Here is a 23,719-nt window from a genome sequence, read left to right as displayed (position 1 = left end):
CGTAGTGACTTCTATTTGCATGAATGCTATTGGAAAACAATCGATTATGGCGATTGTAGTTTGTAGTAAGAAGAAGCCAAAAAGTACGGGCGTTTGATCTTAAATCACTTGCATTCCAATAAAACACCACACCATTTCATTACCCATCTCAATGTTTAATCACCGTGAAAGAAGAAAACCTATCGACCATCAAGCGGTATCCCATCACGGCGTACTTGGAAAGTAAAGGCATCACGCCCGTCCGACGGCTGGCGACCTACACGATGTATCGCTCGCCGCTGCGGGATGAACGCCACCCGAGCTTCAAGGTGGATACCGAGAGGAACCTGTGGATTGATTACGCCGAAGGCCGCGGAGGAAGCATCATCGACCTCTATATGCGGCTCGAGAGGTGCACCTTTCCGGAGGCCATCCGCTGTTTGGGGCAGATGATTTTCGGTTGCAGGACAAGCGATTACCCGCGGACGGAATCCCACCGTCATACTCCAGAGAGAACAGACGGAGGAAGAAAATTGATCGGCATATCGGATGACCTTCCGCCACATTTACAAGACTACCTGACAAAAGAGCGGAGCATCGACCTCGGTCGGGCCTGGCCCTTCCTCAGATGCGTCCGCTACGAAGTGAGGGGACGGGAGTACGAAGTCATCGGCTTTACCAATGTCTCGGGCGGCTACGAGCTCAGGGGCGCCGGGTTATTCAAAGGAACGCTGGCTCCGAAGGACATTACACCAATCTTTTCCGACGGGCGGCAGCCAGTCTGCCTCTTCGAAGGCTTTATGGACTTCCTCTCCTTCCTTTCAATGAAAGAAAAGGTCGACAGCCATTGCCTCGTGATGAACTCCGTGGCGAACGTCGGGCGGTGCATTCGTTACCTGCGCGAGCGACATATCACGGCACTCCGCGCCTTCCTCGATAACGACGAAGCTGGAAGACGAACCCTGAGCGCATTCATCGACGCCGGGTTCCAGGTGGAAGACATGTCCGTGCACTACCGCGGATGCAAGGATCTCAACGAGTTTCATGTTAGCCGCGTCTGTCGCCTACGAGGACAACAAGGACAAGCTCCTATCACAACCAAACCAACCCACACAATCAAACAGAAAAGGAGATAGCAACCATGAAAGAGAAAAACACCAACAAAACTGACCGGGAGTTTCTCGACGTCTATTTGGGAGAAACGCATCCACAGGAAGCAGAGCCATCCGAGCAGGCCGTGCATGCCGAGAGTGCACTCACACCGAAACGCATCAGCACGAAAATGAGGCGAGGGACGCTGGAGGCTTACAAGCAAGCCTTCCTTGTCCCTGCCAAGCTGACAGATCGCCGGGCTGTCTATTTGAGTCGGGCGACACAGGAGCGCGCCGACTTCGTTGTCCGTCGATTGGGAGACAGGGGCGCCAACCTCTCGAGCTTCGTGGAGCACATCGTGCGCGCCCATTTGGAGGACTACGCCGGGGAGATCGAGGAATGGCGGAAGCTGTAATCCAAGTACACAGATCCATCGAAGAGTCCACGATCGAATTACGTGCTAAGCATGCAGCAAGCTTTTGAATGCACAGCAAGCTGTGATTGTAAGAAACATTATAGGGTATGTAACGGAGCGTGACGACGGTAATGCAAGACGTCAGTTTGTTCCCACAAACTGCGCTTGCTCCCTCGCCCTGTCCGGACGTGTGAGAGGGCCGTAATCACATCCGTTCTCATCGGCCCCAACCATAGTATAAGCACCACAGAAAAGACCTATCCACATGAAAAAGTACAACAAGAAGGAAGACAAGAAACCGAACAAGACCGCCTTTATCAAGGTCAGATGTACGGCCGAAGAGAAGGAACGGATCCGCTCGAGAGCCACGAACGCAGGGCGGAAGTACTCCGACTACTGTCGCGAAATGTTGCTGGGAGGATCCGTCACCGCCGTCCCTCCGATAGGCGACAACGAGAAGGAGGCGCTTGCCATCCTCCGTCAGACGGCACTATTCTACGCGCACATTTCTAACCTGATTAAGGTCAAAGACGTCTCCTGGGTAGACGCGACGAAGGCCCTCGCCACCTACGCCAAGATCGCTTTTAAGCGGTTCTTCAGCCCTCGCTATCGGGTCCCCGATGAGGTGTTTAAGCGCTTAAATATTGAAGACCATGATCGCAAAGTGTAAGGCCATCGCGCACGGAGGCAACGCGCTGGAGTACGTTTTTCGAGAGGGAAAGCTCGGCCGCGTCCTCGCCCTCCACAACCTCTGTGGCGAAACGCCAAAGGAGATCCACGAGGAGATGAAGCTCGTCGGCGACTACAACAGTCGCTGCAAAAACAAGTTCCTGCGCATCGAGATCGGCATCGCCCCGCAGGACGAGCCGCAGATGACGTTCAAGACCCTGAACCGCCTCGTCCTCCTCTTTGCCAAACAGATGGGGTTAGACGATCACCAGTGGGTGGCTGTCACGCATAAAGACACCGACAATCTTCACATCCACATCATTGCCAATCGAATCAGCCTCGGTGGACAGGTCTACGATACCACCTTCGTCAGTAACCGAGCCGCCAGAGTAGCCGAAAAACTCAGTCGCAAGTACGGGCTGACCATCGCCAACGAAGTCCGATCCGCGCGACTACATCGGAAAGCCCAAGCCGATCCCGCAAGGGAACAAACGAAGCAGCAGGTTCGGAACATCTGCTATGCCCTGCTCGAGAAGCACAAAGGAAAAGGCCTGTCGGGTCACTCCATGTTTCTCTACGAACTCCACCGAAGTGGCGTCACGATCGAGCGCATGAAGAACAAGCAGGGGAAAGTCTACGGGCTGAAGTTCACCTACGGCGGCCACAGTTTCAAGGCCTCCGAGATCAGTCGTGAGTTCGGTTTTCGCACCCTGCCGAAACAGTTCGAGACCGGCAATGCGCAGAAGCCCATCACCCCCTCCGGCCATTCCTTCATGATCCATACGAAAGACGGTCCTCCTATCGCGCAAGTCACAGGCTCCGCTGTGGACACCGCTTTAGACGCTGCGGGAAGCTTTCTTTCAAAGACCGGAGAGGGCACACTCCTACAGACACATGGAGTCGACTACGCCGAGATCTCATGGCAACGTCGATTAAGGAACCAAGGCATGAAAAAGAAGAAGCGGGGTCGGGGAATATGAGCCTTAGCCCCCATCCGCTCTACGTTCACACACTCCCAAGTCGAAAAGCAGAATCGAGAGAATCGCATCCAAAGCACCTGCAATCCAAATGGTCATAGTAACATTGCACCCTCAAATGACAAGTGCCCTTTGTTTGTGCAGATTCCAGCAACCTCAAGCGCTTCGCTCGTTTCCACCTCGTTACCTATCCAACGCCTACGGTCGAGCAACTTCTTCTTTTTCAGGATGATATTTCCAAATGATTTTCTCAGGACGGTATTAAATACCCCCTCGGGACGTATTAAGCATGCATGCGCCAACCCTTACTTGTACACCCGTTTGAGCGTCTCGAGGTCTTCGAGGCCGTGGCGGAGGATGATCTTGTCGACAAACGAGCGGAGGAAGCCGAGCCCGTAGCCGTAGATCTGGATCAGCGAGGCGGCGACGGCGCGAAGGGCGATGCTGAGGCTGCGGGTCTTGACGAGGGCGTCGACGAGGAGCAGCACTAAGTAAAAGGCGGGCAGGAGCAACCACCACGGCGACAGCACGACGGCGCACACGAGGACGCCGACGCTGCCGAGGACAAACACGGCGGGGAGCGTGTGGACGGCCTTCAGCGAGTCGGGGTAGAGCTTGAAGAGGTTGATGCGGGCTTGACCGAAGATGTGCACCTGACGATAGAACTTGCGGAGGTTGCCGCGGCGCTTGTGGTAGACGTAGGCGTCGCGGTAGAGGCGGGTGGTGAAGCCGGCTTGATGGATGCGGATGCTGAGGTCGATGTCCTCGCCATACATGTCTTTGAAACCGCCCACGCGCTCGTACACCTCACGCGAAAAACCCATGTTGAAGGTGCGGGGCTTGAACTTCTCCAGGTTGGTGCGGCCGCCGCGTATGCCGCCCGTGGTCCAGAAGGAGGTCATGGCGTAGCTGATGGCCTTTTGCGTGGGGGTGAAGCTGGGGTGCTCGCGGTCGGGGCCGCCGAAGCAGTCGGCCGGCTCGGTGGCGAGGTAGCGGCGGACGGTGGCGAAGTAGTCCGGCGGGATGATGCAGTCGGAGTCGAAGAAGATGAGATAGGCACCGTGAGAGGCACGCATCCCGACGTTGCGCGAGTCGCTGCGGCCGGTGTTGGGCTTGACGATGTAGTGGATCGTGAGGCGAGAGCGGAAGGCTTCCACCTCGGCCGTACAGGGTCGGGTGGAGCCATCCTCGACGAGCACCAGCTCAAAGTCCCCGTCGGTCTGCGCGGCGAGGCTTTCGAGCAACTCGCGGGCTTCGTCCGGGCGGTTGTAGATGGGGACGATGATGGAGAAGAAGGGCGTCGGGTTCATTTTACCAGCTTGAGTTCTTGGATCAGGCGCGGGCATTTCCCCCAGCGGTCGATCACCCAAAGGACGTAGCGGATGTCGACGCTGATGGTGCGTTGCAGGTCGGGTTCGAAAGCGATGTCGCCGCTCATGGCCTCCCAGTTGCCGTCGAAGGCGAGCCCGATGACGCGTGCGTTACGGTCGAAGACGGGGCTGCCGGAGTTGCCGCCCGTGATGTCGTTGTTCGAGAGGAAGCAGAGTTGCAGATCGCCCTGCGGGTTAGCGTACGAGCCGAAGTCGCGGTTGCGAACGAGGGAGAGAATCTCGGGTTGCACGTAGAACTCCGAGCTCGTCGGGTCTTGCTTCTCTAAGATGCCGCGTTGGGTGGTGAAGTAGTTATACCACACGGCGTCGCGGGGCTGATAGCCGCCGATGGAGCCGTAGCTGGCACGCATGGTGAAGTTGGCGTCGGAGTAGAAGGTGCGCTCCGGGTGCATCTTCTGTAGGCCTTCGAAGTAGAGGCGTTCGCCGCGCTCAACATCCTCCAGAGAGGTGGAGAGGAGCTGCCGCACGCTCATCAGCGACAGGATGGTGGAATGGGAGAGCTCGGCGGCGGGATCCTTCTTCATCACCGTCTTGTAGTGCTTCTTGTCCTTGAGCAGGGCGGCCACTTTCTCGGGCGAGGTGAAGAGGGTGCGCTTGAAGAGGTCGTTGGCGTAGCGCTCATAGTCGCCCTTGTACTTCTTGTCGATCGTCTTGTAGATGTCCGGCAGGAATTCGGCGGGCACACGCTCCTTGACTACGCGCAGCATGACGGGCAACACCTGACGGTCGAGCTCCGGCTCATAGTCCTTGTAGAAGTCGTGCAGGCTGCCATTGATCCAGTCGTCGATCTCCTCGGGCGTGCTCTTCTCCACGTCGACGCTGTTGATCATGCGTGCCAGGCGGACGATCTCCGTGCCGCTCATGAAGGCCTCCAAGAGGTAGGTCGCCATGTTGGTGTACTTATCCGACTGCGTGTAGCCCTTCTCGAGCAGCTTCAGCACGTCGCCGTAGCGCGCCTGACGTTCGGGCGACTGGGCCACCCATGCCGCAAAGGCAGCCTCTTCGGCCCGTTTGCGGGCAATGACGTCGAGGTTGGCTAGGCCGCGGTTCATACCGATGGAGTTCTTCCAATAGTTGGAGCTGCCGGCATACTTCGAGGCGTACTTGATGCGTACGGCGTCGCTGGCTTGCATGGCTTTGCGCCAGATGTCCTGCTTGAGGCCTCGTACTTCGATGCGCGGCTTGTTGGAGTTCTCGATGCGTTGGTTGACGCCCCAGGAGGAGAGGTAGCGGTCAGTGCTACCGGGGAAGCCGATGGTCATCGCGTAATCCTTCTCGCCGTAACCCTGGAGGGAGACTTCGGCCACGTAGCGCGGGCGATAGGGTTTGTTGTCGGCGCTGTAGTCGGCCGGCTTATTGTCGGCACCGGCGTAGACGCGGAAGACGGAGAAGTCGCACGTGTGGCGTGTCCACATCCAGTTGTCCGTATCGCCGCCGAACTTGCCGAGCGACGTGGGCGGAGCGAAGACGAGTCGGACGTCGCGGAAGACGTCGTAGACGACGAGGAAGTACTTGTTGTTGTTATAGAAGGGCAGCACCTCGGCGTTGGTGAACTTGTCGCCCTTGGATACAGAGTCGGCGATGGCGCGGGCGATGGAGTCGGCTGTGCTGATGCGCTCATACTCGTCGGTGATGCCTTCGAGCTGCGGCATGATGCGGTCGGTGAGGTCGACCGTCTCGCGCAGGTACTGCACTTTGAGACCTTCGACGGGCAACTCGTCCTTGAAGCTCTGCGACACGAAGCCGTTCTTCAGATAGTCGTGCTTCACGCTGCTGAGCTTCTGGATGGAGCCGTAGCCGCAATGGTGGTTGGTGAAGATGAGCCCCTCGTCGGAGACGGTGATGCCGGAGCATCCGCCGCCGAAGATGACGACGGCGTTGGCTACGCAAGGGTTCGTCTCGCTGTAGAGGGTTTCGAAGGGCACGTTAAGGCCCAGTTCCTGCATGCGTGCGATGTTTTGTTTGTTCAGTTCTTTCAGCACCCACATGCCTTCGTCGGCCCGGGCGCCCGTGGCGAGCAGCATGCACGCGGCTACTGCAGCCATGATCTTGTTTGTTCTGTTCATGTTTATATGAGTTATTATAAGTAGTTATCGGTCTGCGACCAAGTAGTTATGCGCCTTCGGCGCGGTAGTTAGGGGCTTCGCCCCGGTAGTTCGAAGTAGTTATCGGCCTGCGGCCGGGTAGTTGAGGTAGTTAGAAGGTCTTCCATTGACTACTTCTGACTACTGAGCGCACCGCAGTGCGCCCCTACCGGTCGATAATCAGTTTGATGTTCTTCTCTTCGGTGCGCGCGCCCATCCATTGCGAGAGCTTGCGCTGCTCGTCGGGGGTGAGTGCGTTTTTGACTTTGACGTAAACCAAAAGCACGGTGTCCGGCTTGTCTTGGACGGTGTTGGCGATGATGGTCGGCGTGCAGGCTAAGCGCTCCACTTGCGGATAGAGCACACGCAGCTCGGGCGTCAGCGAGAGGGCCAGGTGAGAGGCTCGACGATAGCGATCCACGGTGTGCTTGAGCGAATCGATCTGTGCAGCTTGTGCTTGGATGAGCTCCTCGTTGTTCTTGTAGAGATCCTTCATCAGCACGCTCTTTAGCTCGTTGATGTCTACGTCGCTGCCAAAGCCTTGCTGTATGTTCAGGCCGATGCCACCGAGGCCATAGTCCCTCATGCGGGCGCGGGCGGTTTCGATCATCATGTCGGGCACTTCGTCACCGAGCAAGACGACGTTGAGCGCTTTGCGTCCTGCGGTGTCGACAGCGACGGTTCGGCTGAGGACTTGCGTGTTGGGGAAATCCAGCTCTTTGTTGACGAACGACCTTACCTGCTCGTCAAAGACGGTGTTGCGGAGGACGCGATAGGTGAGGTAAAGGCTGGGGATGATGGTGCAGGTGACGATGATCATCATGTAGCGCCGAACGACCAGGGCGCGCTTCTTGTCGAGGAACTCCTTGTTCGGATACTTCAGCACCCGCACCACGATGTAGGTGGAGAGGCTGATGAAGACCGTATTGATGAAATAGAGGTAGAAGGCGCCGAGGAAGTAGCTCAGGTTGCCCGTCGCCAAGCCGAAGCCGGCCGTGCAGAGGGGCGGCATGAGGGCGGTGGCGATGGCCACGCCGGGGATGACGTTACCCTTCGACTTGGTGGAGCCGGCCACGATGCCGGCCAAGCCGCCGAAGAAGGCGATGAGCACGTCGTAGATGGTCGGAGAGGTGCGTGCCAGCAGCTCGCTCTGCGCCTCGCTGATGGGCGAGATGAGGAAGTAAATGGTGGCCGTGACGACGCTGAAGAGCGTTGCCGTAAGGTAGCTGCGCAGGGAGCGCTTAACCAGGTCGAAGTCCGTGATGCCGAGGCCCAGCCCGAAGCCCATGATGGGGCCCATGAGCGGGGAGATAAGCATGGCGCCGATGATGACGGCCGTGGAGTTGGTGTTCAGCCCGAGTGAAGCCAGGAAGATGGCGAAGATGAGCACCCAGAGGTTGGTTCCGCGAAACTCGACGCCTTTCTTCAGTGATTCGATCGTCTCTTCTTCGTCTTCTTTCTCTTGTCGCAGATCAAAGTGGCGGCTCAGGAAGAATTTGATTTGTTGCAATAAGGGAGTTTCCATTGTTGAACTTAATTACGTGTGATAATACTATGTAGTGATGAATTCTATCTCTGTGAATGATGGCCAATCGAGTACTTGTTTGAGGCTGCGCAGGCCTCTGCCGAGGCCGAGGAAGTCTGCCTGGTACTCGGCATACTTGGCTGGCGTCCCTGACGCCCCGCGCAGGCCTCTGCCGAGGCCGGGGAAGTCTGCCTGGTACCCGGCATACTTGGCTGGCGTCCCTGACGCCCTGCGCACACTGCGCGAAGCAATCGAGCGCTTGATCGGGGTCGCCGTGATGGGGCTTCATGCCGCCTTCCTCCTTCCATGAATCAACGGCAGCTCGGAGAGCGGCAGGTCGCGTTTGATGATAATGCCGACGAAAACAAGCAGGAGCGCGGTGCGGTAGGCCATGCGCCAGACCGTGTTGTCGATCTCTGGCCACATGCCTGCGGCGAAGAAGGCCGCGGCGAGTAGGGTGTAGAAGGCAGCCGAACGGAGGTCGTAAGGCACGGGGTAATAGCGCCGCCCGACGAGGTAAGAGAGCACCATCATCAGCAGATTGCTGGCAAACGAGGCCCAGGCGCAGGCCATGAAGCCGTAGTGAGGCACAAAGAGCACGATGACGGCTACGGTCATTACGCATCCGGCGGTGGAGAAGTAGGCGCCCCACTGGGTGCGGTCGGTCAGCTTGTACCACACCGAGAGGTTGAAGTAGATGCCGAAAAACAGTTCCCCGAGCATGACGATAGGCACGACGCTGAGGCCGGCGTAGTAGCGGGCGTCGACGTAGTGCTTGAGCAGGTCGAGGTAGAAGGTGACGCCGAGGAAGATGACCCACGAAAAGATGATGAAGTAACGCATCGCCTCGACGTACGAGCGGCGGTTGTCGGCGTCGCGGGTCTTGGCGAAGACGAAGGGCTCGTAAGCGTAGCGGAAGGCTTGGATGAACATGACCATCACGACGGCGATCTTGAAGCAGGCGCCGTAGATGCCCAGTTGCGCGTCGGCCTCGGCCTTGTCGGCAAAGAGGAAGGGGAAGAGGATCTTGTCGGCCGTCTGGTTGAAGATGCCGGCGATGCTCAGGATCAGGATCGGGAAGGAGTAGGCCAGCATCTGTCGGAGGCGCGCCGCGTCGGGTCGGGCGCGGAGGCCGGGCATCATGTCGGGCAGCAGCATGAGCAGCGTGGTGGCGGTGGTAAAGACGTTGGTCAGGAAGATGTATCCGATGCCGTAGCCCGGGCGGTAGAACCACGCGATCCACTCGGGGTGCGACTCGTTCAGCTGCGGACAGACGACAAGGAAGAAGATGTTCAGCACAATGTTGAGGAAGATGTTGGCCAGTTTGATGGCGGCAAATCGTACGGCTTTGTTGCGGTATCTGAGGTAGGCGAAGGGCAGGCAGCAGAAGGCGTCGACGGCCACAATGCCGGCCATCATGCCCACGTATTCCGGGTGCGCTGCGTAGCCCAACGCTCCACTGATCGGCCCGAGCAACAGCCACGCCGCCACCATGAAGAGGGCCGACGTGAAGCCCACGCTGTAAAGCGCCGTGGCATAGACGCGCATCGGTTCGCGCTCCTCCTGCTTATTGACGAAGCGGAAGAAGCCCGTCTCCATGCCATACGTCAGGATGACGAGCAGCAGTGCCGTCCATCCGTAGAGGTTCGTCACCACGCCAAACTCATTCGTGTTCGCCAGCACCCGCGTGTACATCGGCACCAGCATCCAATTCAGGAAACGCCCCACGATGCTGCTCAGCCCGTAGATCGCCGTCTCCTTCGCTAACCGTTTCATTCCTCCGGCCATAATCTCATTCAACTAACAACTAAAATCAATCAAGTGCCAGGCCAACTTGGCCGGCAGCCTCTACCGAGGCAGGGAAGTTTGCCGGGTACGTGATAGAGATGATCGTGTACCAAGCCAACTTGGCTGGCGTCCCTGACGCCTTGACTTTCTTTTGCTCCTTTTCTTGTGTCAAGACAAGAAAAGGAGATAGGGGTTCAGGAGCAACGCACCTGATCAAAACAGCGAGCCTTGCGACGGCGTCGGCACCTTACCCAGATGCTCATACGCCAGTTGCGTCACCTCCCGTCCGCGCGGCGTACGCTTCAGGAAACCCTCTTGAATCAGGAACGGCTCATAGACCTCCTCCAGTGTGCCCGGATCCTCGCCGAGCGCCGTGGCGATCGTTGTCAACCCCACCGGTCCGCCGTTAAACTTGTCAATGAGCAGATTCAGGATCTTGTTATCGATCAAGTCGAGGCCATAGCGGTCGATGTGGAGCGCTTCGAGTGCATAGCAGGCGATCTCGCGATCTACGCGGCCCGATCCCTTCACCTGCGCAAAGTCGCGCACCCGGCGCAGTAGCGCGTTGGCGATGCGGGGCGTGCCCCGACTGCGTCCGGCTATCTCCTTCGCCGCATCCGTATCGCAGCCCACGCCGAGGATGTCCGCACTGCGATGGATGATGCGCGTGAGCGTCGCCGTGTCGTAATACTCCAAGTGCATGTTGATGCCGAAGCGTGCCCGGAGCGGCCCTGTCAGCAATCCGCTGCGCGTCGTGGCGCCAACGAGCGTGAAGGGTGCGAGGTCGATCTGTATCGAGCGTGCGCTGGGCCCCTTGTCGATCAAGATGTCGATGCGGTAATCCTCCATCGCCGAGTAGAGGTACTCCTCCACGATGGGGCTGAGGCGGTGGATCTCGTCGATGAAGAGCACGTCGTTTTTCTCCAGCGACGTCAGCAGTCCGGCCAGGTCGCCCGGCTTGTCGAGCACCGGCCCAGACGTCACCTTGAAGCCCACGCTCAGCTCGTTGGCGATGATGTTCGAGAGCGTCGTCTTGCCTAAGCCCGGTGGGCCGTGCAGCAGCACATGGTCGAGCGCCTCCTGACGCATGCGAGCGGCCATGACGAACACCTTCAGGTTCTCCACCACCTCGCGTTGGCCGCTGAAGCTGTCGAACGAGAGGGGGCGCAGGGCGTTCTCATAGTCGCGCTCCGTCTCCGGCGTTGTGCCGGCAGCCTTGCGTATGTCGAATTCAGCCATAGGTGTGTGAGTTACGAGTGATGAGTTACAAGTTACGAGTGGGGCGGGGTTCCCGTAAGAGCCGCGAGCGTACCTGCGAGTCTCGCGGCGTTTGCCGAGACGTTTGCGCAGTCCGCGCAAGTCTTGCAGCGTTTGCCGAGGCGTTTGCGCAGCTTGCGCAAGTTTCGTGGCGTTTGCCGGGGCGTTTGCGCAGCCTGCGCAAGTCTTGCGGCGTTTGCCGGGACGTTTGCGCAGCCCGCGCAAGTCTTGCGGCGTTTTCCGGGACGTTTGCGCAGCTTGCGCAAGTCTTGCGGTGTTTGCCGGGACGTTTGCGCAGCCTGCGCCGGGTCTCGCGGCATTAACAGAAAAAAGAGGGGGAACAAGCCCGCAAAGAGCTGCTCCCTCTCTCTTCTCCCAAATCGTCGGATGTCTACCCTCTACCCTCCATCCTCTACCCTCTATTAGAACTTCACGTTCCGCATGTCACCCGTTTCGATGAACGCCCGATGGAAGGCGAAGCACGCGTCGAGGCTCTGCGGTGTGTGACCCTTGACGCCGCGGTCGAGGTAGGCGTGCAGCAGCGGACGATATTCGGGATGTGCGCAACGCTCGATGATCTCGCGGGCACGCTGCACAGGCGACTTGCCGCGCAGGTCGGCCACACCGTATTCCGAGATGATCACCTTCACCGAGTGCTCGCTGTGATCCATGTGCGACACCATCGGTACGAACGAGCTGATCTTGCCATCCTTCGCCGTCGAAGGCGTGGTGAAGATCGAGACGTAGCCCGAGCGCGTAAAGTCGCCCGATCCGCCGATGCCGTTCATCATCTTCGTGCCCAGCACGTGCGTCGAGTTGACGTTGCCGAAGATGTCGGCTTCCAGTGCGGTGTTGATCGTGATCACTCCGAGTCGGCGCACCACCTCGGGGTTGTTCGAGATCTCCTGCGGACGCAGAAGCAGCTTGTCCTTGAAGAAGTCCAGACGGGAGTAAATCTCGCGCAGTGCCTCATGACTTACGCTCAGCGAGCAACCGCTGGCGAACGTCACGCGACCTTGGTCCATGAGCTTGATCACGGCGTCCTGAATCACCTCGGTGTAGACCGTGAAGGGCGGGATAGCCTCGTTTTCACCCATGCAACCGAGCACGGCGTTGGCTACGTTGCCCACACCGCTCTGGAGTGGCAAGAACGACTTCGGCAGACGGCCCGCCTTCATCTCGCCCACGAGGAAGTCCGACACGTTGCGGCCAATGGCCAGCGTGACGTCGTCCAGCGGGGCGAACTTGCTGCCGTCCGGCTCGCGGTTCGTCTCCACCACGCCGACGATCTTCTTCGGGTCGACCTTGACGAAGGGTTGGCCGATGCGGTCTGACGGTTTGTAGACGGGGATCTCGCGGCGCATGGGCGGATCTTCGGGCTCGTAGATGTCGTGGATGCCGCGCAGCTCCTTCGGGTGGAAGCGGTTCAGCTCGATGAGGATCTTGTCCGCCAGACGGCAGATGGTCGGCAGGATGCCCACGCCCTCGGCAGGTACGATCTCGCCGTCTTCCGTCACGTCGACGGCCTCAACGATGGCTACGTCCACGCGGCCGAGGAATCCGTAACGCAGCGACTGCGCCAGCTCCGAGAGGTGCATGTCGAAATACTCTGCGCCGTGAGCGTTGAGCAGCGTGCGCATGTCCTTGTTCGATTGGTAGGGGGTGCGAAATTTCACAGCCTCGGCGCGTGCCAATGCACCGTCCAGGTGGTCGCCAGTAGAGGCGCCGGTGAACATTCCGATTTTGAAGGGCCGTCCCTCCTTGTGTTCTTGTTCCGCCCGTCGCGCGATGGCTTCGGGGATGACCTTCGGACAGCCCGCAGGCGTAAATCCGCTAAATCCGACGTTGTCGTCGTGTTTCACATAAGTGGCGGCTTCTTCCGCCGTGATGAATTTCAGTGACATGATTCTGTTTCTTATTTAAGTAGATGTGTATTTGCGGGCAAAGATATGGATCGGGAGTAATAAGGGAAGGATGGAGCCCCAGGGCGCACCGCCGAGGGCGCTATTCCGTGCGAATGGCCCTACACTTGCACCCGTTTTCAATCCCCACACAAACATGACACATGATTTCCTACGCGTTGCGGCCGGTGTGCCGCGACTGAAGCCGGCCGATGACACGTACAACGCCGACCAGATCATTACGATGATGCGCAAAGCATCGAAACGGGGCGTCGACATCATCGCCTTCCCCCACATGGCCATCATGGGTAGCACCTGCGGCGATTTGCGTTTTGATCAGCGCTACAACGAGGGAGTGACGTTTGGACTGCTCGGCGTCTTAGGGCTCACGGGCTCCCTCCCCATCGTCGGTATTGTCGGCGCACCGCTCCGCGTCGGCGATTGCATCCGTGAGGCGGCCGTCGTCTTCCAGTCCGGGCGGATCCTCGGTGCGGTGGTTAACGGTGGGCCGGGCGAGCGCTTCCCCACCACGAATGTGCAGATCGCTGGCGTCTCTTTCAACGTCGGTTCCGAGCTGCGTTTTCGTTGCGAGACCTTCACGTTTGCCGTCACGCTGGGCGACGACCTCTTCCGTCCGGTGTCCACCAGTGCCCAGTGTGCTACGGAGGGGGCCAGCGTGCTCTTTCACCTCGACGCTATGCCTACGCAGGTCGGCCGACACGATGCGTTGCGCGACGTCGTACGGGAGCACGCCCGCCGCTGCATAGCCGGCCTTGTCTACGTATCGGCCGGGCATGGCGAATCGTCTACGGATCACTTCTTCGACGGCGAGGCCTTCATCGCTGACCGCGGACAGATCGTTGCCGAGTCGGTGCCTTTCTCCGCCGACGAGCAACTCCTCATCAGCGAGGTGGATCTCGCCGCCTTGAGCCATGACCGCTTCCGCAGCCCCTACTTTACGGGGCGTAACCCCTTCGCACCGCAGGCCCAGCGCAGCTTGCAGGACACCCTCCCCTTCGAGGTGCACACGGACGACAGTCCGCTCAGGCGCACCATTCCCCCGCATCCCTTCGTGCCCGAAGATGCCACCGCACGCGATCGGCGTTGCCGCGAAACGTTCCGCATCCAGTCGCACGCACTGGCCGAGCGACTCCGCCACATCGGCCTGCGGCGCGCCGTGATCGGCATCTCTGGCGGACTCGATTCGACGCTGGCGCTCATGGTTGCCATCGCTGCCTTCGACCTCTTGAAGCTGCCCCGCGAAGGCATCATCGGCGTCACCATGCCCGGCTTTGGTACCTCCGATCGCACGCACGACAACGCCCTGGCCCTGATGGCGTCCGAGGGCATCACCCTGCGCGAGATCTCCATCCGTGCCGCCTGCGAGCAACACTTCCGCGACATCGGCCACGACGGATCGCCCGACACGACTTACGAGAATGCTCAGGCGCGCGAACGGACGCAGATCCTCATGGACCTGGCCAACATGGAGGGCGCCTTGGTGGTCGGCACGGGCGACCTCTCGGAGCTGGCCCTCGGCTGGTGCACCTTCAACGGCGACCACATGTCGATGTACAGCGTCAACGCGGGCGTGCCCAAGACGCTCGTCGGCGCCGTCGTGCAGTGGCTGGCCCGTCGCACCAAGCGCCCCGAGACGCGCCGTGCCCTCCTGGACATCGCCGAGACGCCCATCAGCCCCGAGCTGCTCCCGCCCTCCCCCGACGGCGCGCACACGCAGCAGACGGAGCGCACGCTGGGCCCTTACGAGTTGCACGACTTCTTCCTCTATCGCTTCATGCGCTTTGGCGACGCCCCCCGGCGGATGCTCTTCCTGGCCGAACAGGCCTTCGGCGGTCGCTACACCCGCGTGGAGTTACTCGGTGTGCTCCGCACCTTCCTCCGCCGCTTCTTCGCCCAGCAATTCAAGCGCAACTGCATGCCCGACGGCCCCGCCATTGGCTCCATCAGCCTCTCTCCGCGCGGCGCCTGGCAGATGCCCTCCGATGCCTCCTCCGCCCTCTGGCTGCGCGCGGTGGAGGAGATGGAGAAAGCGATAAAGGAGGGTGAAAAATGAAGCGAGAGCGGTGAATGATGGGCGCCATACCATGTATCGGCCCAAATTCTCCGCCCCGGCGACGCCTTGATTTCCTTTTGCCTCCTTTTCCCCGCATCAAGACAAGAAAAGGAGGTTGGGAGCGAGGGGGATTTGCCCCTGTGTGTACCCGCCTTCTGATCAAACGTCCCTTGCAGGGCCGTCTGGAGGGCGTATGCGATACGCCCCTACCGCGTTACACGCATTCGTTTCCGATCATGCACCGAATACCGCCCGTTTTCAGTTCCCTGATCCCTCGATCTCGGTAGGGCGAAAATGGTTTTTGAGCGGAATCCCGAGATGCTGGTTTGTTACCATTTGGTTTCAGGCCAGTGTCTCGGGATTCTTTTTTGAGTCAAAATTGTTTTGGATTGGATGGTGTGAAATCTGATGCAATACAGAGCTGTTTCGGATTGAATAGCGTACAATCTGATAGAATACAAAACTGTTTCGGATCGGATCGTGTGCAATCTGATGTAATACAAGATTGTTTCAGATTGGATTGCATGCAATCTGATGCAATACAAAACTGTTTCAGATCGGATCGTGTGCAATCTTGTGTGATACAAAATTGTTTCGGATTGGATTGCATGCCATTTGATAGGATACAAAAAAGCGCCAATACATATTCTATGTAAATTTGCCGGAAACAAAGCGGAGATATACCGCTATGTGTAACCATTCTTATGATACAGAAAATGAAACAGATCGAAAGCATCTACATGGCCCGCATACCGGGCGGGGCGCACTTCCTGTTCGTCAACAATGTGTGCGAACGGGCCGAGGCCGACGCCAAGGTCAAGGTCGGCGCTAAGACGGAGCTCGAGACGCTGCGTGCGACGCGCGATGAGGAGGACGCCGCGCTGGCGCTGTCGCGAAAAAGCCTCCTCTCGGACACGATCCGCGAGGCCGACAAGCGTCGGGAACAGCTCTACATCACGCTCCGCAACATTGCCAAAGCCTATCGCAACTACCCCGTCGAGTCCGAGGCTGCGGCGGCGCGGCGGCTCGTGCAACTGCTCAAGGATTACGCCATCAACCCCCGCATGCAGCGCGATGCAGAGACGGGGCTCATGGTGCACCTCCTGGACGACCTGGCCGGACGGTGTGCCGCCGATGTGGCCACTCTTCGCCTCGGGCCGCTCGTCGAGGCCCTCAAGGAGGTCAACGAGCAGCTACGTAGCACCACCGAGAGACGATCTGACGAGCGGTCGGCCTACGTGGTGGGTCGGTTGAAAAAGGCGCGAAAGGAGGCCGATCGGGCTTACAGCGCGCTCGTCCGTAAGGTCAACGCCCTGGCCGTCGTCGGCCGTGCGGAGGATTACGCCGCGTTCATCGATTACGTCAACACCGAGGTGGCCCATTACCGCCGCGAGGTGATCCCGCCGCGCAAGAAAAAGGAGGCCCCGCTCGAGGCCGATCCCATATCCGCCCCCGCCGATAGCGGGGCGTGACGCTACTTTTGCGCGCAGAAAGAATCACAACCTAAACCCCTCATTAGACTTATGACAACGAACCAACCCATGGCCGCGCTCTTCGATTTGGACGGCGTGGTCTTCGACACCGAGCGGCAATACACCGTCTACTGGCAGCAGGTCGGGCTGCGCTATCACCCCACCCTCACGGACTTTGCGCAGCGCATCAAAGGGCGCACGCTCGTGGAGATCTTTCAGGCGTATTTCGACGGACAGATGGAGGCGCAGGCCGAAATCAGCCGTGGGCTCGTCGATTTTGAATCCCGTATGCACTACGACTACCTCCCCGGCGTGGAAGCGTTTCTCGACGAGCTGCGTCGGCACGGTGTGCCGCGAGCCGTCGTCACCAGCTCGAACCGCGCCAAGATGGCCTGCGTCTACCGAGCACGGCCGGAGCTGACGACGCACTTCGATGCCATCCTCGTGGCCGAAGATCTGGGTCGGTCTAAGCCCCATCCCGACGGCTATCTGCGGGCGGCCGAGCGTCTCGGTGTAGCGCCCACGCGTTGCGTGGTGTTCGAGGATTCGTTCACCGGATTGGAGGCTGGCCGACGGGCTGGAGGGGCCGTGGTGGGTTTGGCAACAACGAACCCGGCCGAGGCGATCGCCGATCGCTGCGATCGGGTGATCGACGACTTCCGCACCTTCACCGTCGGCGATATGGTGTCACTGATTCAAATGATAAACAGACGATGAATACATCCCCCTTCTTCACACCTGAGGAGAAACGCGAGTTCTTCTCCGCTTACCGCCGACTGCTCTCGGGCCTTTCGTCCTGCCTCAAGCCGGAGGATGCGCCCAAGATGAAAGCGCTGATCCGTCGCGTGGTCGCACTCGATTGTTACGGCCGCGATCGCAACGGCATCAACGGCCTCCTGCGCAACATCAACACGGCCGTCATCGCTACGCACGACATTGGCCTGAAACGCACCCCCGTCATCGCCCTCTTGCTCTATCGTCCGGTGATGAAGGAGGCCATCACGCTCGACGAGGTGGAGCAGACGTTCGATGCCGACGTGGCCCTCATGATCCGCCGCCTGCTGAAGACCTCCGACCTCTACGCCCGCAACACGGCGGTCAACTCGGAGAACTTCCACCACCTCCTCTTCTCTTTTGCCGAAGATGTGCGCGTGATCCTCGTCATGATTGCCGACCGCCTCTGCATGATGCGCATGGGCAAGCAGATCCGCGACGACAACGACCGCATTCGCCTGGCCACCGAGGTCTCCTACCTCTACGCCCCGCTGGCGCATCGCCTCGGCCTCTACACGATCAAGAGCGAGCTGGAAGATTTGTCGCTGAAATACATCGACCCCGACCGCTATCAGTACATCAAGCAGAAGCTCAACGAGACGAAGCGCTCGCGCGACCGCTACATCGCCGAGTTCATCCGCCCCGTGCGCGAAAAACTCGAGCAAGCGGGCCTGCATTTCGACATCAAGGGGCGCACGAAGTCGATCCATTCGATCAACAATAAGCTCAAGAAGCAGCACGTGGAGTTCGAGGGCATCTACGACCTCTTCGCCATCCGCATCATCCTCGATACGCCGCCCGAGGCCGAGCGCTCGGAGTGCTGGCGGGCGTATTCGATCGTTACGGACATGTATCAGCCCAACCCGAAGCGGATGCGCGACTGGCTCTCGGTGCCGAAGAGTAACGGTTACGAGAGCCTCCACATCACCGTGCTGGGGCCGGACAAACGTTGGGTAGAGGTGCAGATCCGCACGCGGCGCATGGACGAGATCGCCGAACGCGGTCTGGCTGCGCATTGGAAGTATAAAGGGGTGAAGGAGGAGCGTGGGCTGGACGAGTTCCTGAGCGACGTCCGCGCTATGCTCGAGACCCAGTCGGCCGACCCGATGGACTTGATGAAGGAGTTCCGCACGGACCTCTATCAGGACGAGATCTACGTCTTCACGCCCACCGGCGAGGTGATCAAGCTGGGCAAGGGCGCCACCGTGCTCGACTTTGCCTTCGCCATCCACTCCAAGATCGGCTGTGGGTGCATTTCGGGTAAAGTGAACGGCAAGAATGTGCCCATCCGACACACGCTCCAAAACGGCGACTCGGTGGAGGTCGTCACCTCGCCCACGCAATCGCCCAAGCGCGACTGGCTGACGTTCGTCAAGACCTCCAAGGCGCGATCGAAGATCAAGCAAGCGCTGCGCGAGGAGTCGGCCAAGGCGGCCGAGTACGCCAAGGAGCTGCTGCAACGACGCTTCAAGAACCGTAAGATCGAGGTCGAGGAAGCGCTGCTGATGCGATACATCAAAAAGTGTGGCTACAAGACGGTGACGGATTTCTATGTCGACATGGCCGAGGGCCGTCGCGACGCGAACACGGTGATCGAGGAGTACCTCGAGCTGGAGCGCCGCGAGCACGGCGAGACGTCGGAACACGCGGAGATCCGCAGCGCCGAGGAGTTTGTGGCGCCGTCGGAACCGGTCGAGTCGCGCAGCGATGTGCTCGTGATCGACAAGAACCTGACGGGCGTGGAGTATCACCTGGCCAAATGCTGCAACCCCATCTTCGGCGACCCCATCTTCGGCTTCGTCTCCACACGCGGCATCAAGATCCACCGCACGAACTGCCCCAACGCGCAAGACATGCTCAGCCGCTTCGGCTATCGCACCATCCAGGCGCGCTGGAGCGGCAAGGGCACGGACGGTTACGCCGTCACGCTCCACATCGTCGGCAACGATGATCTCGGCATCGTCACCAACATCACGTCCGTGATCAGCAAAGAGTCGGGCGTCATGCTCCGCTCCATCAATATCGATTCCGTGGATGGGCTTTTCCAAGGCAACTTCACCGTCACGGTCAAGGACACGGCCTCGCTCAGCGTCCTGACGAAGAAGCTCCAGGCCGTCCGGGGCGTGAAGAATATCGAGCGACTAAACACATGATTCGGCTGCGCTTGCCTGTTGAGTCGTTTGCCTGTTGAGTCGTTGAGTCGTTTGGGTCGTTTATCCGTTGAGATGTTGGATTGTTGAGAGCTTGAGTAGTCGTTTGTCTTCGCGCAGGCCTCTGCCGAGGCAGGGAAGTTTGCCTGGTACAAGAAATGGCGGCGATTTATCCAGTACCCGGCCAAACTTCGCTGGCGGCCGCAGCCGCCCCCAAACAGGCGCCTGTTTACTCTCGCGCAGATTGCGTAGCCCCAAACAGGCGCCTGTTTAGCTTCGCGCAGGCTGGAGTAACCCAAACAGGCGCCTGTTTAGCTTCGCGCAAATTGCATGGCCCCAAACAGGCGCCTGTTTGGCATTACACAAAATGCAGGACTCTAAACAGGCGCCTGTTTACCCTTACACAACTAAACAAGCTCGCGCAGCGAGCCTCAGCAACTCAACAATTCAACAATTCAACCGGCGAACGCCAGCGAGCCTCAACAATTCAACCCCTCAACAATTCAACGACTCAACCCGCTTGAGGCCCATCCGTGCGGCGCGGTCGTACATGAACTGGAGGGCGGCGTCGCGTTCGTTGGGGATCACGCCGTCGAGGATGGCGTTCTTGATCGCCTCCTTGAGCACGCCTACGGGGCGCGACGGCGCGAGTCCGAACGCCGCCATGATCTCCTCGCCCGTGACGGGCGGCTGGAAGTTGCGCACGCGGTCCTTCTCCTCGATCACGGCCATCTTCTCGCGCACCAGGCGGAAGTTGTTCAGGAAGCGGCGCACCTTCTCCGGGTTCTTGCTCGTGATGTCCGCTTCGCAGAGCTTCATCAGGTTGTCCACATCGTCGCCCGCCTCGAAGAGCAGGCGCCGCACGGCCGAATCCGTCACCTCGTCGTCCGCCAGGCTGATCGGCCGCATGTGGAGCAGCACCATCTTTTGCACAAACTTCATCTTCTCGTTCATCGGCAACTTCATCCGTCGGAAGATGCGCGGCACCATGCGCTCGCCCACCAGCTCGTGGTTGTGAAACGTCCACCCGAGCTTGTAATCGAACCGCTTCGTGGCCGGCTTACCGATGTCGTGCAGCAGCGCGGCCCAGCGCAGCCAGAGGTCGTCCGAGGTGCGGCTCAGCCGGTCGACGACCGTCAGCGTGTGTGCGAAGTTGTCCTTATGGCCGATCCCTTCGCGCGTCTCTGCCCCTTTCAGTGCGCATAGCTCGGGGAAGATCAGCTCCAGCAGGCCGCACTTGTCGAGCAGGTCGAAGCCGATCGAGGGCTTGGGCGAGAGCATGATCTTGTTCAGCTCGTCGGCGATGCGCTCCTTGGATATGATGGCGATGCGTTCGCGGTTGCGGGCGATGGCGTCGAAGGTCTCCGGATCGAGGTCGAAGCCCAGTTGCGAGGCGAATCGCACGGCACGCATCATGCGCAGCGGGTCGTCGCTGAAGGTCACGTCCGGGTCGCGCGGAGTGACGATGCGCAGCGCCTCCAGATCGTCCAGCCCCCCGAAGGGGTCGACCAATTCGCCGTATCGCCCATCGTTCAGGCAGAGCGCAAGGGCATTGATGGTGAAGTCGCGTCGGTTCTGATCGTCCTCCAGCGTGCCGTCCTCGACGATCGGTTTGCGGCTGTCGCGGCGGTACGACTCGCGCCGTGCCCCGACGAATTCGATCTCGCTGTCGCCCAGTTTCACCTGTGCCGTGCCGAAGTTCTTGAACACACTGAGGTGCGCCCGTCGTCCCAGCCTCCGCGCTACGGCCCGTGCCAGCTCGATGCCACTGCCGACGGTCACTACGTCGATATCCTTCGACGGTCGCCTAAGGATCAGATCGCGCACATAGCCACCGATCACATACGTCTCCAGCCCCAGCCTGTCGGCTTCCTCCCCGATCATCGGGAAGGGTTGCCCGGCCAGCGCCTCCGCAATATCTTCTTCGTAATACATCATCTGTCTGTCATTTTCAAAGGGCGGCAAAGATAGATGCCACCCTTGCCACGGATGAAAGCCCAGTCATGAGTTACCGCAGCGTGACGCCAGCTTCGGCGCAACGGGCCACCATCACTTCAGGCCACAGCGCAGCCTGTACCTCACCGATGTGGGCGCAGCGAAGGAGGTACATGCAGAGCCGCGACTGACCGATGCCACCGCCCACTGCGGGGGGCATTTCGCCGGCTGCCAGGGCGCGGTGGAAGGGCAACGCAAGGCGATCCATGCAGCCGGTCATCTCCAACTGACGGAGCAGTGCCGCGGGATCGACACGGATGCCCATTGAGGAGAGCTCCAGCGGTGCGTCGAGCACAGCGTTCCAAACCAGAATGTCGCCATTGAGGCCATGGAGACCGTCGGGCGTGGGGGCAGACCAATCGTCGTAGTCAGGGGCGCGGCCGTCGTGACGCGAGCCGTCGGCCAGGGGGCCGCCGATGCCGCGAATGAAGACGGCACCGTAGCGTCGGGCGGCCTCACGCTCGCGCTCCTTGGGGCTTAGGTCGGGGAATTCAGCGCGGAGCTCTTCGGCGTGCACGAACGTGATCTCTCGGGGCAGCGTGGGCGGGATGTGTGGGAAGGTGCGGTGCGTCACGGCCTCGGTGGCCAGCAGGGCGCCGTAGATGCGGCGGACGATGTCAGAGAGGAACTCCACCGTGCGATCCTCCGGGCGGATAGTGCGCTCCCAGTCCCATTGATCGACGTAGAGCGAGTGGATGTTATCCAGCTCCTCGTCGGCGCGGATAGCGTTCATATCCGTGTAGAGCCCTTGGCCGGGAGGGATGCGATAGGCGGCCAGCTTCATGCGCTTCCACTTGGCCAGTGAGTGCACCACCTCGGCACGTCGGTCGCCCATGTCTTTGATGGGGAACGATACGGGGCGCTCCACGCCGTTGAGGTTGTCGTTCAGACCCGAATCGGCAAAGACGAAGAGGGGCGCCGTGACGCGTCGGAGGCTGAGGGCCTCGGCGAGTTCGGCTTGGAAGGTTTGCTTGAGCAGCTTGATGGCGTCCTCCATGCCTTCCGTAGGCAGCATGGGGCGATAGTCGGGGGGGAGGTAGAGGTTCATTGTCTACAAGTAGTTTGAGGGTAGTTATAATTAGGGATGAGGAGTTAGGAGTAGAGGCAGCATCAAGCGCTGCCCGCTATTCGCGCGCAAAGGTAAAAGGGGGATGGGCTACTTTTGGCCCCATCATTTTTTACGCAAACAATACGATTTACGCATGAAAACAAATGCACCTCAAGCCTCCCGTTACGCCGGGTATGTCTACATCTTGGTCGCTTTCCTTTGCCTCACGCCGTGGGTTACGCCACCGGTAGCGCTCTTTGCCGGGCTTGTTTTTGCCTTCTTCCTCGGCTCACCCTTCCCCGCCTTTAACCGTCGAGCATCTCGCTATCTGCTGCAAGTCTCCGTCGTGGGGCTTGGCTTTGGCATGAACCTGAGCGAGTCGCTCCGGGCCGGGGCAGACGGTATCGTCTTCACCATCTTCTCTGTCGTGGGCGTGATGGCCGTTGGCATCCTCTTCGGGCGCCTTTTCCGGGTCGATCGTCAGACGGCTTACCTCATCTCCAGCGGTACAGCCATCTGCGGCGGCAGCGCCATCGCCGCCACGGGTCCGATCGCCAAGGCGAACGAGGCCCAGATGTCCGTCTCCTTAGCCACCATCTTCGTGCTGAACGCTGTGGCACTTTTCCTCTTCCCTCCGCTGGGCCATTTGCTTGGGCTCACCCAGCAGCAGTTCGGCACCTGGGCCGCCATCGCCATCCACGACACCAGCTCCGTAGTCGGTGCCGGGGCGGCCTATGGCGACGAGGCCCTGCGTATCGCAACCACTGTGAAGCTCACTCGCGCCCTGTGGATCATCCCCCTTTCACTCTACACCGCCTTTCATTTCCATGCCCGCAACGAACGCATCTCGATTCCGTGGTTCATCCTCTGCTTCGTACTGGCCATGACGGCCAATACTTACCTCGGTATCCCGGCGGAGGTGGGCTCGACCATCGTGCGTGTAGCCCGACAGTGCCTCACACTGACGCTTTTCTTCATTGGCGCCGGCCTCTCACGCGCCACACTGCGGACCGTGGGCGTCCGTCCCTTCATGCAGGGCATCGCACTCTGGTTCTTCATCGGCGCCATTAGCCTGACGTTCGTATGTCTCTATTATTGATTGGCGTACGGTGTGACGCCACTTGCACC

Annotated in this window: 17 protein-coding genes; 9 read left to right on the top strand and 8 right to left on the bottom strand. The window is 59.8% G+C overall.

Features of this window, described 5'->3' with window-relative positions; all coding sequences use genetic code 11:
- Positions 1-164 precede the first annotated feature (164 nt).
- The 4 genes from C7123_RS04655 to C7123_RS04640 all read left to right on the top strand — a co-directional run bounded on the left by C7123_RS04655 (position 165) and on the right by C7123_RS04640 (position 3,135).
- Positions 165-1,115, top strand: coding sequence for a toprim domain-containing protein (locus tag C7123_RS04655; protein ID WP_069175941.1), 951 nt, complete (start codon positions 165-167; stop codon positions 1,113-1,115).
- A 5-nt stretch (positions 1,116-1,120) separates the two neighbouring features.
- Complete coding sequence (locus tag C7123_RS04650; RefSeq protein ID WP_069175940.1) at positions 1,121-1,486, top strand: DUF3408 domain-containing protein; 366 nt, start codon at positions 1,121-1,123, stop codon at positions 1,484-1,486.
- Between the two features lie 265 nt (positions 1,487-1,751).
- Positions 1,752-2,156: a plasmid mobilization protein gene (locus C7123_RS04645; protein WP_069175939.1), complete on the top strand. Its 405-nt coding sequence runs from the start codon at positions 1,752-1,754 to the stop codon at positions 2,154-2,156.
- A complete protein-coding gene (locus tag C7123_RS04640; RefSeq protein WP_069175938.1) occupies positions 2,140-3,135 on the top strand; it encodes a relaxase/mobilization nuclease domain-containing protein in 996 nt (331 codons plus the stop codon). The genes C7123_RS04645 and C7123_RS04640 overlap by 17 nt, the downstream gene beginning before the upstream one ends.
- 302 nt (positions 3,136-3,437) lie before the next feature.
- On the opposite strand, the gene C7123_RS04635 is transcribed toward C7123_RS04640, so the two are convergent.
- From C7123_RS04635 to C7123_RS04605, 6 genes are all read right to left on the bottom strand, one after another.
- A complete protein-coding gene (locus C7123_RS04635) occupies positions 3,438-4,442 on the bottom strand; it encodes a glycosyltransferase (RefSeq protein WP_069175937.1) in 1,005 nt (334 codons plus the stop codon).
- Positions 4,439-6,589, bottom strand: coding sequence for a S46 family peptidase (locus tag C7123_RS04630; RefSeq protein WP_069175936.1), 2,151 nt, complete (start codon positions 6,587-6,589; stop codon positions 4,439-4,441). Before C7123_RS04630 ends, C7123_RS04635 begins: the two co-directional genes overlap by 4 nt.
- 184 nt (positions 6,590-6,773) lie before the next feature.
- Positions 6,774-8,132, bottom strand: coding sequence for a TIGR00341 family protein (locus C7123_RS04625; protein ID WP_069175935.1), 1,359 nt, complete (start codon positions 8,130-8,132; stop codon positions 6,774-6,776).
- A 285-nt stretch (positions 8,133-8,417) separates the two neighbouring features.
- On the bottom strand, positions 8,418-9,920 hold the full coding sequence (locus C7123_RS04615) for a lipopolysaccharide biosynthesis protein (protein WP_069175934.1): 1,503 nt from the start codon (positions 9,918-9,920) through the stop codon (positions 8,418-8,420).
- A gap of 213 nt (positions 9,921-10,133) precedes the next feature.
- Positions 10,134-11,159 carry a Holliday junction branch migration DNA helicase RuvB gene (gene ruvB, locus C7123_RS04610; protein ID WP_037984606.1) on the bottom strand — a complete coding sequence of 342 codons (1,026 nt, stop codon included), beginning with the start codon at positions 11,157-11,159 and terminating at the stop codon, positions 10,134-10,136.
- A 440-nt stretch (positions 11,160-11,599) separates the two neighbouring features.
- On the bottom strand, positions 11,600-13,081 hold the full coding sequence (locus C7123_RS04605; protein WP_069175933.1) for an acetyl-CoA hydrolase/transferase family protein: 1,482 nt from the start codon (positions 13,079-13,081) through the stop codon (positions 11,600-11,602).
- A gap of 154 nt (positions 13,082-13,235) precedes the next feature.
- Between C7123_RS04605 and C7123_RS04600 the strand changes: the two genes are divergently transcribed.
- The 4 genes from C7123_RS04600 (at position 13,236) to C7123_RS04585 (ending at position 19,551) form a co-directional block, all read left to right on the top strand.
- Positions 13,236-15,152, top strand: coding sequence for an NAD(+) synthase (locus tag C7123_RS04600; RefSeq protein ID WP_069175932.1), 1,917 nt, complete (start codon positions 13,236-13,238; stop codon positions 15,150-15,152).
- A gap of 716 nt (positions 15,153-15,868) precedes the next feature.
- A complete protein-coding gene (locus C7123_RS04595; RefSeq protein WP_069175931.1) occupies positions 15,869-16,624 on the top strand; it encodes a DUF6261 family protein in 756 nt (251 codons plus the stop codon).
- A gap of 51 nt (positions 16,625-16,675) precedes the next feature.
- A complete protein-coding gene (locus C7123_RS04590; RefSeq protein ID WP_069175930.1) occupies positions 16,676-17,341 on the top strand; it encodes an HAD family hydrolase in 666 nt (221 codons plus the stop codon).
- Positions 17,338-19,551 (top strand): RelA/SpoT family protein, encoded by a 2,214-nt coding sequence (locus C7123_RS04585; protein WP_037984614.1) that lies wholly within the window; start codon positions 17,338-17,340, stop codon positions 19,549-19,551. Before C7123_RS04590 ends, C7123_RS04585 begins: the two co-directional genes overlap by 4 nt.
- 492 nt (positions 19,552-20,043) lie before the next feature.
- Here the strand turns inward: C7123_RS04585 and C7123_RS04580 are convergent, their stop codons facing one another.
- Entirely contained in the window at positions 20,044-21,486 is a 1,443-nt protein-coding gene (locus C7123_RS04580) for a CCA tRNA nucleotidyltransferase (protein WP_069175929.1), read from the bottom strand.
- 70 nt (positions 21,487-21,556) lie between these two features.
- On the bottom strand, positions 21,557-22,591 hold the full coding sequence (asnA, locus tag C7123_RS04575) for an aspartate--ammonia ligase (RefSeq protein WP_069175928.1): 1,035 nt from the start codon (positions 22,589-22,591) through the stop codon (positions 21,557-21,559).
- 154 nt (positions 22,592-22,745) lie between these two features.
- Here asnA and C7123_RS04570 point away from each other — a divergent pair, with 154 nt between their 5' ends.
- The gene (locus C7123_RS04570) at positions 22,746-23,690 is read left to right on the top strand and encodes a YeiH family protein (protein WP_069175927.1); all 945 of its coding nucleotides are present in this window, start codon (positions 22,746-22,748) and stop codon (positions 23,688-23,690) included.
- Positions 23,691-23,719: the final 29 nt, after the last annotated feature.

Source organism: Tannerella serpentiformis, from assembly GCF_003033925.1.
In the GTDB taxonomy this organism is placed as follows: Bacteria; Bacteroidota; Bacteroidia; order Bacteroidales; family Tannerellaceae; genus Tannerella; species Tannerella serpentiformis.
This window is presented reverse-complemented; position numbering and strand designations above follow the sequence as displayed.

Bases quoted from the DNA above. Each gene is read 5' to 3' on its own strand.
- C7123_RS04650 (WP_069175940.1), top strand. From the start codon at position 1,121: ATGAAAGAGAAAAACACCAACAAAACTGACCGGGAGTTTCTCGACGTC.
- C7123_RS04645 (WP_069175939.1), top strand. From the start codon at position 1,752: ATGAAAAAGTACAACAAGAAGGAAGACAAGAAACCGAACAAGACCGCC.
- C7123_RS04640 (WP_069175938.1), top strand. From the start codon at position 2,140: ATGATCGCAAAGTGTAAGGCCATCGCGCACGGAGGCAACGCGCTGGAG.
- C7123_RS04635 (WP_069175937.1), bottom strand. From the start codon at position 4,442: ATGAACCCGACGCCCTTCTTCTCCATCATCGTCCCCATCTACAACCGC.
- C7123_RS04630 (WP_069175936.1), bottom strand. From the start codon at position 6,589: ATGAACAGAACAAACAAGATCATGGCTGCAGTAGCCGCGTGCATGCTG.
- C7123_RS04625 (WP_069175935.1), bottom strand. From the start codon at position 8,132: ATGGAAACTCCCTTATTGCAACAAATCAAATTCTTCCTGAGCCGCCAC.
- C7123_RS04615 (WP_069175934.1), bottom strand. From the start codon at position 9,920: ATGGCCGGAGGAATGAAACGGTTAGCGAAGGAGACGGCGATCTACGGG.
- ruvB (WP_037984606.1), bottom strand. From the start codon at position 11,159: ATGGCTGAATTCGACATACGCAAGGCTGCCGGCACAACGCCGGAGACG.
- C7123_RS04605 (WP_069175933.1), bottom strand. From the start codon at position 13,081: ATGTCACTGAAATTCATCACGGCGGAAGAAGCCGCCACTTATGTGAAA.
- C7123_RS04600 (WP_069175932.1), top strand. From the start codon at position 13,236: ATGACACATGATTTCCTACGCGTTGCGGCCGGTGTGCCGCGACTGAAG.
- C7123_RS04595 (WP_069175931.1), top strand. From the start codon at position 15,869: ATGAAACAGATCGAAAGCATCTACATGGCCCGCATACCGGGCGGGGCG.
- C7123_RS04590 (WP_069175930.1), top strand. From the start codon at position 16,676: ATGACAACGAACCAACCCATGGCCGCGCTCTTCGATTTGGACGGCGTG.
- C7123_RS04585 (WP_037984614.1), top strand. From the start codon at position 17,338: ATGAATACATCCCCCTTCTTCACACCTGAGGAGAAACGCGAGTTCTTC.
- C7123_RS04580 (WP_069175929.1), bottom strand. From the start codon at position 21,486: ATGATGTATTACGAAGAAGATATTGCGGAGGCGCTGGCCGGGCAACCC.
- asnA (WP_069175928.1), bottom strand. From the start codon at position 22,591: ATGAACCTCTACCTCCCCCCCGACTATCGCCCCATGCTGCCTACGGAA.
- C7123_RS04570 (WP_069175927.1), top strand. From the start codon at position 22,746: ATGAAAACAAATGCACCTCAAGCCTCCCGTTACGCCGGGTATGTCTAC.